Here is a 12,504-nt window from a genome sequence, read left to right on the forward strand (position 1 = left end):
TAGTGATATGGAAAATATGACAGACAGACAGCGCCAAGCCGAAGAAATGGCGAATGCGCAAATCCCAGGTTTGACCTCTGAGAATGAAAACGGCACTGTGGCCGCTAAACGTGATGTGCTAGATGTATCAGGCGCGCCGACAACACCGCCGACTGATGCTGAGATTGCACGCATTACAACTGATGTAATTGACCAGCTTAAATCCGTATATGACCCTGAAATCCCCGTTGATATTTACGAGCTGGGACTGATCTATAAGGTGGAGTTGGAAGATGATCGGCTCTTACGTGTTGATATGACTCTAACGGCCCCAGGATGCCCTGTTGCAGGCGAAATGCCAATTTGGGTGCGTGATGCTTGCGCCATCGTTGACGGTGTTCGCGACGTGGATGTGCAAATGACGTTCGATCCGCCATGGACGCCCGATCGCATGTCCGAAGAGGCGAAATTAGAATTGAACATGCTTTAGGAGCCATTGATGACCGAAGCTTTGACAAAGACACGTAGCCGGCGGCCTCGCCCGAAACTCGTCACATTGACGGATGCAGCGGCGGAGCAGGTAAAGTCTATTCTCGCAGAGCGTGATAAAGGCTATTTGCGTGTGGGCGTTAAAAACGGCGGCTGTGCAGGTATGGAATATATCATGGATTATGTACCTGAAATTGAAAAATTCGACGAAGTGGTTGAAGATAACGGCGTGAAAATTGTCGTGGATGCAAAAGCCGTCCTATTTATTCTTGGTTCTGTCGTCGATTATGAGGTCGATATCCTGTCCTCTAAATTCACTTTTAAAAACCCTAACCAGACGGATGCTTGCGGTTGCGGCGAAAGCGTTACGATTGTGCCTGCGGCGTTTTAGGTTGGGGGTATGACCCTTGACGAGTACAATGCCTATTGTTCGACTTTCGCTTTTTCAGAACATGTAGTGCAATGGGGTGGATCTGATGTTTGGAAAGTTGATGGTAAGTTATTTGCCGTAGCTTATGTCAAAGCAGATGGGAAACTACGGGTGACGTTTAAAGCCTCTGAAATTGCCTTTGCCATATTACAGGAAAAAGAGGGGGTTATCCCGGCACCGCATTTAGCCTCGCGTGGTATGAAGTGGTTGCAAAATATTGGCGTAAATGGCTTGTCTGACAGTGAACTTCGCGCTCTGATTAGTGACAGTTATGATATGGCTGTTCAAAGACTGACTAAAAAACGCCGTAAAGAGTTAGGTCTAGGCGAAAGTGAGTGAATCTGGCGCTCTAGTCATAGGACTGCATGTTAAACATTAATTTAGGCGTTTGATTCGCCGTTTCGATGTAGTCTTTGACTCAACATTCTCTATGGAAAAACTATGACACCGCGTTCACTTACGATTCCTCGGAACTTCAAAACTCTGAGCTTGGGTAGTCTATTTTCAGCCGTTATTTATCCATTGATTGGTGTTGTATTGGTGCTGAGTTTGGTTTCAATCGGCGCGTTTGTGCAAAATTTGAATATGGCTTGGTGGTATATTCCACTCGGTTTGGGCGTTATGGCACTATCAATATTTGTGTGTAATGCGGGAATTGGGCCGCTTCACCGCGTTATGCAGCACAAAGCAGGGGATCTAAGTGCGCCAGCGCAAATTCTTACGATGTTAAACCTTATCATTGCTATGCAAGGTACGGTGCGAGAGTGGGTAAATTATCATAGTCAACACCATCGTTTTGCTGACAAGCCTGGGGATCCACACAATCCGTTTGAAGGAAAATTTTGGGCGTGGATTGGTTGGATATTGTGGCGTGATGAGAATGACGGTCGGCGCCCTATGGCAATGTGGCTAAGGGGGCATCCTATCGTAGTTTGGATGGATAAGTTTTATCATTCACTTTCAATTGGTGTGCATTTAGGTGTTCCGGCTGTTGTGTATCTCATCGTCTGGTTAAGTGGGGGTTCGCTCCTATTGACAGGCATATTACATGGATGCGTTATTATTGGACGCGCTATTCAATTTCATGCGACCACCTATGGCATTAATGTTTTGGGGCATATGCCTACGCCTAAATGGGCAGATTATGCCATGGCGTTATTGACCGGCGGAGAGGCTTTTCACGATCATCATCATGATGAGCCGCAATCTGCCCTTCATTTGCCCCGCAAAGGCTTTTGGAACCGTGTGTTCGATTATAACGGGACTATATTGCTAGGGTTAGAAAAACTCGGCTGGGTGAAAGATTTGAAAATCGCTCCAAGATTTACTTGAGGCAATCGATCCGTAAGTCCCGTTATTCAGCGATCAAGCTCATTTAATACTAAGCCGCAAGCTCTAAGTGCATAGAGCTAGCGGCTAAGAATCTGATTGCGACTTTTATGGCTTAAGCAGCCGCTTCTTGTTTCTTCTCTTCAACAGGTTTGCGTTCATTAAAGGCTTTAAGCATTTCTTTTTCTTCATTTTTATTGAATAGCTTATCTGCTTTCGGAAAGAAATCAGCCTCTTCTTCATCAACGTGATGGATGACCTTATGGGCAAGTTTTTCGAATTTTTTCATCCATAAATCTTCAGATTTATCCATGATATCAAGCTCTGCTATCATCTCATGCATTTCTTGATGCTCTTCCACAGCGTGGCGAGTTTCATCGGTCCCATCAGGGTCTTTCATAAGCTCAGAATAAAAGGCTTGTTCCTCAGCCGAAGCGTGAGCTTCGAGTTCAACTTTTATCTCTGACCAGAGTTTATCAAGTTCATCCGAACCCAACTCGGCTTTTTTGATAGATTTTATCAAGTCTCGTTGTTTGTTGTGATCTTGTTCTAAACGCTCGTAAATATCCATTTTCTTCTCCTCTGTGTTCTTGGTAACAGAACGGCCAAGGAGAAGATGAGTTCCAAAATAGCGTCTTGAACTTAGGCCTCTATGTAACCTTGAGATTGAGATGCTGCTAGCATGGCTTGCTGTAACTTTTCAAAAGCGCGGCCTTCTATTTGGCGAATACGTTCACGGCTTACATTATAAATAGACGCTAAATCTTCGAGCGTCATGGGCGAATCGGAAAGGCGGCGTTTCATAATTATATCGCGTTCTCTGTCATTCAGGTCTGCCATAGCATTTTGTAGAAGTTCCATTCGCTCATCATGCTCTTGCGATTCACCAAGAACCTCTTCTTGAGAGTCTGATTCATCCGTAAGCCATTCCTGCCATTCAGCAGTACCATCATCCCCGCCAATTGTGACGTTAAGGGATGCGTCTCCACCACCAGACATACGCCGATTCATCGAATGTACTTCATCGACTTTTACATTTAACGTTGTTGCGATTTTTTCGACATGTTCAGGAGTTAGGTCGCCTTCTTCAACGGCTTTCATTTCCCCTTTTAAACGCCTGAGATTGAAGAATAATTTCTTCTGAGCAGCTGTTGTTCCCATTTTAACAAGAGACCATGACCGTAGCACATATTCTTGGATCGCGGCGCGAATCCACCACATGGCATAAGTCGACAGACGGAAGCCTTTATCGGGGTCGAATTTTTTAACCGCTTGCATCAGACCGACATTGCCTTCAGAAATGACTTCACCGATTGGTAGTCCGTACCCACGATACCCCATCGCAATCTTAGCAACTAAACGCAAATGTGACGTCACCATACGTTCAGCCGCTTGCGTGTTTCCGTCTTCAATCCAGCTTTTTGCCAGCATAAATTCTTCGTCACGCTCAAGCATTGGAAACTTGCGAATTTCTTGAAGATAGCTGTTTAAACCTTGTTCTGGCGATAGGGCCATCGAAAGGCTGAGGTTACCTGTGTATGAGGCATCAGCTTTGGTCGTGTCCGTTACAGCTTTCGCAGTCGGTAAAGTTTTTTCGTTATCGGCCACAAAAGCCTCCCAGCAATCAAATCGAAGGTTTCATATAAGAAATGCAAAGCTAGATTAAAGGTTCAAAAGTAAATAATGAGGTTAATTACCTGTAACCCTTAGTTTTTTTCTAGCGCCTAATCACTGTGATTAGAGACTAAATATCCGTCATGGTGTTTCAAGCCCCATGAGCGCGGACTCTAAATGCTTCATATCTTGAGGGATATCAGCTTCAAAAACCATCAATTCCTTGGTGATAGGATGTAAGAAACCGAGAAGTCGAGCGTGTAGGGCCTGACGTTTAAATTTTAATATTGATTCTCTTAGGGCGGCTTCATCTGGCTTATTCGCGGTTAAAAAGCCGCTCTGTTTTCCATAAAGGGGATCCCCTAACAGAGGGCAGTGAATGGCCGCCATGTGTACTCTAATTTGATGGGTTCGGCCTGTTTCCAAGCGGCATTCTATATGACTAACTTTTGGGGTGCCAATCGCCGCATTCGACTGTTGCCCAAAGCCTCTGATATATTCGTAATGTGTGACAGCATGGCGCCCATGTTCAGAAAAATCCATGTCCCCCAAAGTTCCTCGCACTATTGCTTGTTTCTTACGGTCATGCGGTGAACGGGCGAGGCGGCTCTCTATTCGGCCTGTGCGGGGTTTTGGAGCGCCCCTCACATAAAGTGTATAGACGCGTTCAATCGTGTGTTTAGCGAACTGTTTTGATAAATATCTGTGTGCGCGGTCTGTTTTGGCCACAACGAGCACGCCTGAGGTGTCTTTATCCAGTCGATGAACAATGCCAGGCCGCATGACGCCGCCAATACCCGAAAGTGTATCTTTACAGTGGTAAAGAAGGGCATTTACCAAGGTCGCCGACCGTGATCCGGGCGCAGGATGAACTGTCATCCCGGATGGTTTGTTTACGACAATCAGTTGATCGTCTTCATATAATATGTCGAGAGGAATGTTTTCTGGGGTCGGCGTATCGTCTACGGGAGGCGGGACGAGAATGGCATATTCGATATCTGGCTTTACTTTATGAGTTGCGTTGGTTTGGATATCACCATCGACACGAACATGGTTGTTTTCCATAAGTGTTTTAACACGAGAACGAGACAAACCAGTCCAATTGCTCAGCCATTTATCAAGCCGTTCACCGACTTCATCTGGTTCCGCCTCTCGCGTTTGCCAGCGTTCTCTGTCTGGAGATATAGGTGTTGGGCGTTCCATCATAGGTCCCGCTTTAATCAGTTGTGTCTATTTAGCAACACCCAGTTACCCTTATGACATTTGATATATCGATATTCACTAACGTTCCTTGCAATGACGAAAAACTTTCGATAGCTAATTCGTAATGAGCCGCAAAATAAAAGCGCCAATCATTTGTTCCACAAATAAGAACACGGGAAAATTTATGTTCAAGAAAACTCTTCTTATAAGCAGTGCTGCGTTACTTTCGTCTGCGATGCCTGCCTTTGCGCAAAGCGTTGATGATGAAATCATCGTGACTGCGACTAAGCGATCTTCAACTCTTCAAGAAACGCCTGTAGCTGTTACCGTCACCTCTGGAGATGTTATCGAAAAAGCACAAATTCTTGATATTAAAGACCTTCAGTCTGTCGTTCCAACATTTCGTGTATCACAGCTGCAAAACTCAGCTAACACGACTCTGACCATTCGTGGTTTTGGTAATGGTGGTAATAACATCGGTATTGAGCCTGCCGTAGGCCTGTTTATTGATGGTGTGTATCGTTCACGCGCCGCGGCTCAAATTAGTGATTTGCCAGCCCTTGAGCGCGTTGAGGTGCTTTCAGGCCCACAGTCAACACTATTTGGTAAAAACGCATCAGCCGGTGTTGTAAGCATTGTAACTGAAAAGCCACAATTCGAAACAGCAGGATATGTTGAAGGTGGTTTAGGCCGTTTTGATCAGCATTACCTCAAAGGTTATATCACTGGCGCGGTTGGTGAAAACACTGCCGTCAGTCTTGGTGGCGGTTTCCAGAAACGTGATGGTTACTTCACGAATTTCACATCGACTGCAGGTGACATGAATAATATTGACCGCTTCAATCTTCGCGGCCAAGTCTTGTTCCAGCCTACCGATGCTCTAGAGCTTCGCGTTATTGCAGATATGAGCAATTTGAAAGAAAATTGCTGTGGTACAGGCGTGGCAATTGAAGGCCCATTAAATGGCGTCGCTGGTCCACGTGCTCGCGATGTTGTAAATGCATTGGGCGGCGGTATGCCTTCAGCTGATAGTCAATTTACTTATGGTACACAGCTTAACCGCGACACAATTAACGATATTGATGACAGAGGTATCTCAGCGCAGATTGATTATGATTTTGGCGGTGTAACCTTAACGTCTATTTCTGCTTACAGAACGAACGAATCATACTTTAGCAGTGACTCAGATTTTACCTCTTTAGAGTCTTTGAAGGATACATATCAGGGTGTTGAGATTAACACGCTTACACAAGAATTGCGTTTAGCCTCTAATGGCGGCAACCAATTAGAGTGGATGGTCGGTGGTTACTATTTTGATGAATCTATCGAACAAAATTCTGGCATCATTTACGGGGCAGACCTTCGTAATTATGTAGATGCCCTATCAGGGAACGCTCTTAACGGTGTTGAGGACAGCCTTGGTTTGGCTCGCGGAACATTTTTCGCCGATGGTCAGCAAATCATTGAAACCTTTACTCAGGATGACAAAGCTTATTCAATCTTTGGTTCTGCAGATTTTCACGCAACTGACCGCTTAACTTTCACTGTTGGTGCTAACTATACGAAAGATAAGAAAAATGTTGCGGGTTCAACAGTTAATGATGACGTATTCTCTAACGTAGATTTCCAAGGAGCGGCTGGTCTTCAGGTCTTAACTGTCCAAGGTTTGGCGGCTAACTTCCCAGCATTGGCTGCAAGTTGTGGGTTAGGGCCATTGCCTTTCTCTCAAGCTAACGTCGGGGCTGTTTTAGGCGCGACGTGTGTTGTTGATACAATGGGTACGACTGCGCCGGGTTCAGTTGTATACCCTGGTTTCCAAGCGCAAGTTGCTGCTGGCGCTGCTGCTATTGATCGAACAAGTCTGGATGCATCCGTTAATCCATTGGCAGCCTTGTATCCGCTTCAGTTCCAACCGCAATTCTTGGCTTACCCAAATTCTGTTGAAAGCGGGAAGACAAATGATGATGAGCTTACATATACGGCGAAAGTCGGGTATGAAGTAAGTGACAACATTAATACCTATGCAAGTTACGCAACAGGTTTTAAGGCGTCATCATGGAACCTGACACGGGATTCACGTCCATTCCTAGCAGATGCTGCGGCGTTAAGCGCAGCAGGTCTGTTACCAAATAACTATGTCCCATCTACGGGCCGTAATTTCGGTACACGCTTTGCTGAACCAGAAACTGTTGAAGTTTTTGAATTAGGCCTGAAAGGTCGTTTTGAGAAGGGTGCCTTTAATGTTGCCTTGTTTGACCAGACAGTAGAAGGTTTCCAATCAACAATCTTCCAGGGTACAGGATTTGTTCTTGATAATGCTGGGTCTCAGTCAACTAAGGGTATTGAGTTTGATACAACTTACTCACCAGTTGAAGCGCTGACACTTACATTTGCAGGTGTCATTCAAGACCCTGTTTATGACTCCTTTGTTGGGGCACAAGTTTCAACAGGTTCTGCTATTGATCTTGCTGATGGCGTTGCTGATGGTTCTGGTGATTTATCAGGCGAAAAACCCGCTGGTATCAATGAGATCGCTTTGTCGGCTTCAGCCACTTATACGCATCAATTTGAAAATGGCCTGTCAGGCTTCATCCGTGGTAACTACCAGTATGAAGACGCGGTACAAATCGTTGATAATATTGAAGGCATCACGCGCGATACTAAGCTTGTAAATGCGTCTGCTGGACTTAATTTTGATAATGGTTTGGAAATCCGTTACTGGGTAGCAAACTTGTTTAATCACGAGACATATACAAGTGCGTTCCCTGGTGTTCTCCAGGCCGGTACTGTGAACGGTTATCCTAACCAGCCGCGTACATATGGTGTCGCAATGCGTTACAGCTTCTAAGCTTCACTCTATAAATGTTTAGAAAAGCCGGGTTCGACACAGCTCGGCTTTTTTTATGGGAAAACCTAAGCCAAAATAGAATGTAGGCTTTAAGGGGGGCTTCTATGAAGCCTTAATGTTTTGGTCTGGCGCTTGGAATGTCTGAAGTGAGGGTGGACTACAAGGTGCTTTAGAAACTGTTCTATGCTTAATCTACAATCCACACCAACATAGATTAGTGGTTAAGCACAATGAACTAAGGTTCACCTAATGGTGATAAAAGGTAGGGTTAATCTGGCCGTGATTAAATAACTTAATCTACTAATCGTGCTAGTAAATAGATCTTGCCCTCTGGTGTTCCCAAACGTGCACGAATGGCTTGCTTATTCATAATTTGAGGGTTCAACGTTTCTTCAAACTCAGCACAGAGGTTTTGCGCGGAAGTTTTGAAATATGGGTTATCTTGACTGATTGATCGGAAGTGATCGACCACGCCTGTCAAACGCTCTTCCAACAAGCTTTGAGATGTATCAGGACTGGAGGCAATAGCGTCGGAAACATCGAGCACTGTACCGTCTGTTACAATAGTTTGTCCATCAATGCCTAAGTCAGAAAGCCATTTTTCAAAGGACGGCTTGAGTTCTGATGCGGGCGCATGGTCTAACTTTTCTATATTGGTTTCGGTAATTTCAATATTGTTATAATCCGTAGTCTCTTGGTCTATATCAATACCGTCAAATCCGCCCATCAAATCCCGCCAACGCCAAGCCGACTTTTCTTTCTTTTTCTTTTTGCCAAACCCAGATTGCGGTTCATCAATGGGTCTAACTAGGTCAGGCGTTGTGGTAGCTAAATCTAAAAGATCTTCATGGCTATCGGGAATACTGATGTCGCCTTCCATCTCGCCATAATAGCTTTCATTGTCAGAGGGTAATTCAGTATCCAGAGGTTTGAGATGTACACGGCCCCCTGCAAGGCTTGGCGGATTGACATCAAGCGACCGAGTGGTCGAAAATGGTAAAGTATGAGTCTCAGCTTGAGCTAGTTTCTGTCCTTCTATGTTTCGCGTTCCATCTTCTAGTTGAGAAAGTTTAGCTTCAATTTGGGCAAGAGAATTGCGAGCTTTGGAGAGCGAGTCGGCCAATTGCGTCTCTTGAGATTTATGTTTGGCCTCTAACGCTTGCTTTTTAGCATCCACTTGTTCTTGGTGCGCTAACATATCCTCTTTTAAGCTCTGACTGGCTTGTAAACTTTTTGAAAGCGTTTCAGCGAAAAGTGCATTTGCTTTTTCATTTTTATAGTTGAGTTCTGAGAGAGTTTCAAAATGGCCTTCCATTATGGTTTCAAGGCTTTGATTGCGTTCTGTCAGCATATTGACCAATGACTGCAAATTCTCGGACTTTTCAGTCAAGGCCAGTAGAGTTTTCTCAGCATTGGCCTCAACTGATTTCAAGGACTCAGTAGCTTGTATGACACGTGCTTCGACACTTTGCGTAAAGACTTCAAACTGACTAAGCGTCCCAGCCATTTCCGTATTCACTTTTACGAGCTTGTCGGCGGATTGAGTGGTTATTTCAGAAAAATTAGCTTGTTGTGTTTTTAGATGGCTCGATAGATTTGTAAGTCTTGCCTCGGTTACTTGAGTGATATCATCCAAGATTGACTTTTGTTCCTGCATATCCGCTTTCACGCTTTCATTGATTGATAAAAGAGCGGATGTTTTTTCGTCAATCAAATCCGTGTGTTGCTTTGAGGTATCTCTTAAAGTGTCCAGCCGGGATGTTGCTTGGTTCATTGCCTTGTCGAGCTTGGAGATTTCATGCCTAATCGTCTCAGCAAGGTTACGAGTTTGCATTGATGCATTTTCATCCGCTTGTAACAGGCTGAGGCTTGTGCGTGATAACTTGTCAGCTTTTACTGAGAATTGCTTTAGTTTGTGGCAGGCCAAAAAGAAAAGATAAATAAGGGCTGCAGGAAAGAACAGCATGATACTAAGTTCACCCCATTGGATTGGTGGAATTTCAGCGAGCTCAATGTTCTTTAAGAGGAATAGATAGCACAAGCATGCCGTAATCCAGAGAACACTAAGGACAAGACCTGTCCAGAGCAGGGCCTTATTAATGGGGTCAGACGTCTCTGTCAGGGTGTGACGAGACGGCTTAGTTACGAAAGAAGGTATAACATCATGATTATTAAGGGACTTATCAGAGGGTGATTGCGACACATCATGTGACGCGGATGTCGTAGGTCGAACAGATTTTTCCCCTTGCTCGGGATCGATACTCAGAATTTTTTTTGAAATGTCTGACACATACATCCTTTATGACAACTGAAAGTCTTAATAAAACCAGAATACTGTTTTAACGGAATATAGAACGATTTCTACTACCTTCCTCTTATTATTGAGAAAAGCGGCAAAGACCGTCAATTCTCTGAAGGTGAAAATAAGGGGCGGGCTGTGCTCTCCAATAAAAATGATAGACGCGCTCTTGAGCGCCATGTTCTTGCTTGGCTTAAAACAGGGGAGAATAACCCCGAGGGTCGATTGTCGCTTTTCGACGGTTTAGGTCAACGTGTTGATCCACAAATTCAACGGTTGGCCATCCGGAATGGCTGGGCTGAGGGGTGGTTCGCAAATCCTATGCGTCCGGATTGGATGGTGTGCCGGCTTACTTTATCTGGACAACGTGTTTTGGCGTCGATACGGGCTTAGGCTTCCGCCTTAGGACAAAAAGTATCAGGACTATCAGGCCCAGTGATATAACCGTCAAGATGCTATCCATGGCAGGGTTCGTTTTGATCTGGAATACTGAAGGCGTAGGTAAGACGGAATTTTCATAATTTACCAGAATAGCGGCGAAAGTATTATTGGCAGCATGAACGCCTATTGCAGATTCAAGGCCGTCATCCATCCAAACTAATAAACAAGCGGCGAAACCAAAAAAGAAATACCCACTCATGACGATGGGCAAAATACCAGCTTCTGCGCCAGATAGAGCCTCGGGGTTAGAGAGGTGCATACCCATGAATAGTAAGCTTGTGAGGATAAAGGCGATCCATTTTTGACCCGTAACATTCTCAACGGCTTGGTTTAAATACCCTCTAAAGACAATTTCTTCAGTCGCTGATTGTAAAGGAATAAGTGAAAGCGAAACTAGACCGTAAATAAAGAAACGCGAAGGGTCGAAAACAAAGTTGAGAGATTTTAAGCCTGTAAAGTGAAGCGTTGCCGCCCCTAAGCCCAACACGGCCCATGTCACAAAAATAGCTACAAACATTCTAAGCCAACGGTATTTCTCAAAAGCTGTGTGTAAGGAAAGTATGCTGCGTTTAAGGACAAATTTCTGACCAACGTAAAGCATGACAAGAGCAGCGGGGAATGTAAGTAAAACAAGAGCGTATGAGAACGGACTAATTGCAAGAATACGATTCATAACCTCTGTGGTCTCAGGGGTGTTCATCATCGGAAACAAAAGGAAAAGACTGGCGAAGGATATCGTAATGCATATGCCTGTCATTATGGCGAAACCTCGTTTTTTACCTGATTTTGCGTTTAATGCTAAAAGGGAGAACACCGCCCCAATTAAAGTGCTGAGTAAAAAGCCGAACATCGAAAAGACTAAGCGAGCAGGATTGGCAGCTTCAATCGCTTCAGTAGAGGATTGCAAAAAATCATTTGCGAGCTCAGGGTCAATTTCGCGAATGATCGTGGGTAGTGGGCCAGTTATCACGATTTGCCCGACGAGCCAGCCTATGACGGTTATCCAAAAAACGAATATCCAAAGCCATAAGCTTGATTTTCCATGCTTCCGTGTGTTTTCAAAATATTGCATGCAAACTCATTATAAGTGATGCCCGTGCCAGATATTCTGACGCGAACAAGAAAAGACTATACGAATCTTTTATGGCGCTTAAGCAAGGGTATGGCAAATACTCCACATACTCATGACGAAGAAAATTCACACGAAATCGATTTCGAGCATTTAAATCAGTATGTGCAGGGGGATATCTCTCTTACCAAAGAAGTATTTGGGTTGTTTAAGCATCAAGTGGAGATGTGGGGAAGGCTTCTAGATCCGGCCGCAGATGATGATAGTTGGGGGTCAGTTATCCATAGTTTGAAGGGCTCTGCCAAAGCTGTGGGGGCAACAGGCTTGGCCGAGCGGTGCGAACGCGCAGAACAACTTGTTGGTGAAACAAAGACTGCTGGAGGCCGCTTAGTAGCGGTTCAGGATATAGAGTTTAAAATCTCGAGAACAATTACCGAAATTCAACGTTGGGAATATCGTCAGAAGCTAAACGAAATGCGGTCAAGCTGATGCACTAAAAAAGGCCGCCACCGAAGTGACGACCTTGTTTACGAAAGACTATTTTGCGTGAGCCATTTTCGTTAATTTTGTTTCTATCTTGTAACCGCGTTACTTCGGCTTGTTGAGTCTTGATACAATAATTGAATTGTGAATCCATTAGAAATTGTGGTTAAAAATGTGTAAAACCATGTTGGTAGGCCTCATTTTTCGTTAAATCGCGATTTGGTTTTAAATTCGCCATAGTTACGTCAAGAATCAGGTTAGTAATATCTCAGTAAGAACAGAGACTGGTTTATTTATCTGTTTCCTCAGACGGCTAATAA

General features: G+C 44.5%; 12 protein-coding genes. 7 read left to right on the forward strand and 5 right to left on the reverse strand.

All coding sequences use genetic code 11. The features are described 5' to 3' along the window. Positions 1 to 16: 16 nt before the first annotated feature. The 4 genes from DES40_RS02965 (at position 17) to DES40_RS02980 (ending at position 2,230) form a co-directional block, all read left to right on the forward strand. A complete protein-coding gene (locus DES40_RS02965) occupies positions 17 to 469 on the forward strand; it encodes an SUF system Fe-S cluster assembly protein (RefSeq protein WP_121100365.1) in 453 nt (150 codons plus the stop codon). 9 nt (positions 470 to 478) lie between these two features. After that, a complete protein-coding gene (locus DES40_RS02970; RefSeq protein ID WP_121099077.1) occupies positions 479 to 859 on the forward strand; it encodes a HesB/IscA family protein in 381 nt (126 codons plus the stop codon). A 9-nt stretch (positions 860 to 868) separates the two neighbouring features. After that, positions 869 to 1,237 carry an MmcQ/YjbR family DNA-binding protein gene (locus DES40_RS02975; RefSeq protein ID WP_121099078.1) on the forward strand — a complete coding sequence of 123 codons (369 nt, stop codon included), beginning with the start codon at positions 869 to 871 and terminating at the stop codon, positions 1,235 to 1,237. Positions 1,238 to 1,339: 102 nt separating this feature from the next. Continuing rightward, positions 1,340 to 2,230, forward strand: a complete 891-nt coding sequence (locus DES40_RS02980; RefSeq protein WP_121099079.1) for an acyl-CoA desaturase — start codon at positions 1,340 to 1,342, stop codon at positions 2,228 to 2,230. 112 nt (positions 2,231 to 2,342) lie between these two features. On the opposite strand, the gene DES40_RS02985 is transcribed toward DES40_RS02980, so the two are convergent. The 3 genes from DES40_RS02985 to DES40_RS02995 all read right to left on the reverse strand — a co-directional run bounded on the left by DES40_RS02985 (position 2,343) and on the right by DES40_RS02995 (position 5,044). Then, entirely contained in the window at positions 2,343 to 2,798 is a 456-nt protein-coding gene (locus tag DES40_RS02985) for a hemerythrin domain-containing protein (RefSeq protein WP_121099080.1), read from the reverse strand. Between the two features lie 71 nt (positions 2,799 to 2,869). Next, positions 2,870 to 3,742 carry an RNA polymerase sigma factor RpoH gene (gene rpoH / locus DES40_RS02990; protein ID WP_121100367.1) on the reverse strand — a complete coding sequence of 291 codons (873 nt, stop codon included), beginning with the start codon at positions 3,740 to 3,742 and terminating at the stop codon, positions 2,870 to 2,872. A 240-nt stretch (positions 3,743 to 3,982) separates the two neighbouring features. Further along, positions 3,983 to 5,044 carry an RluA family pseudouridine synthase gene (locus tag DES40_RS02995; protein ID WP_121100369.1) on the reverse strand — a complete coding sequence of 354 codons (1,062 nt, stop codon included), beginning with the start codon at positions 5,042 to 5,044 and terminating at the stop codon, positions 3,983 to 3,985. Between the two features lie 184 nt (positions 5,045 to 5,228). Between DES40_RS02995 and DES40_RS03000 the strand changes: the two genes are divergently transcribed. Further along, positions 5,229 to 7,892: a TonB-dependent receptor gene (locus DES40_RS03000; protein ID WP_121100371.1), complete on the forward strand. Its 2,664-nt coding sequence runs from the start codon at positions 5,229 to 5,231 to the stop codon at positions 7,890 to 7,892. 292 nt (positions 7,893 to 8,184) lie between these two features. Here DES40_RS03000 and DES40_RS03005 read toward each other — a convergent pair whose 3' ends face one another. Further along, entirely contained in the window at positions 8,185 to 10,182 is a 1,998-nt protein-coding gene (locus tag DES40_RS03005) for a coiled-coil domain-containing protein (RefSeq protein ID WP_147405839.1), read from the reverse strand. Positions 10,183 to 10,329: 147 nt separating this feature from the next. Between DES40_RS03005 and DES40_RS03010 the strand changes: the two genes are divergently transcribed. Continuing rightward, positions 10,330 to 10,584 carry a hypothetical protein gene (locus DES40_RS03010; protein WP_121099082.1) on the forward strand — a complete coding sequence of 85 codons (255 nt, stop codon included), beginning with the start codon at positions 10,330 to 10,332 and terminating at the stop codon, positions 10,582 to 10,584. Here DES40_RS03010 and DES40_RS03015 read toward each other — a convergent pair. Next, positions 10,541 to 11,704: a CPBP family intramembrane glutamic endopeptidase gene (locus DES40_RS03015; RefSeq protein WP_121099083.1), complete on the reverse strand. Its 1,164-nt coding sequence runs from the start codon at positions 11,702 to 11,704 to the stop codon at positions 10,541 to 10,543. The two genes, DES40_RS03010 and DES40_RS03015, sit on opposite strands and share 44 nt — an antisense overlap. Positions 11,705 to 11,794: 90 nt before the next feature. Between DES40_RS03015 and DES40_RS03020 the strand changes: the two genes are divergently transcribed. Next, positions 11,795 to 12,190 (forward strand): Hpt domain-containing protein, encoded by a 396-nt coding sequence (locus DES40_RS03020; RefSeq protein WP_170144856.1) that lies wholly within the window; start codon positions 11,795 to 11,797, stop codon positions 12,188 to 12,190. Positions 12,191 to 12,504 lie beyond the last annotated feature (314 nt).

This window comes from Litorimonas taeanensis (assembly GCF_003634015.1).
Lineage (GTDB): Bacteria > Pseudomonadota > Alphaproteobacteria > Caulobacterales > Maricaulaceae > Litorimonas > Litorimonas taeanensis.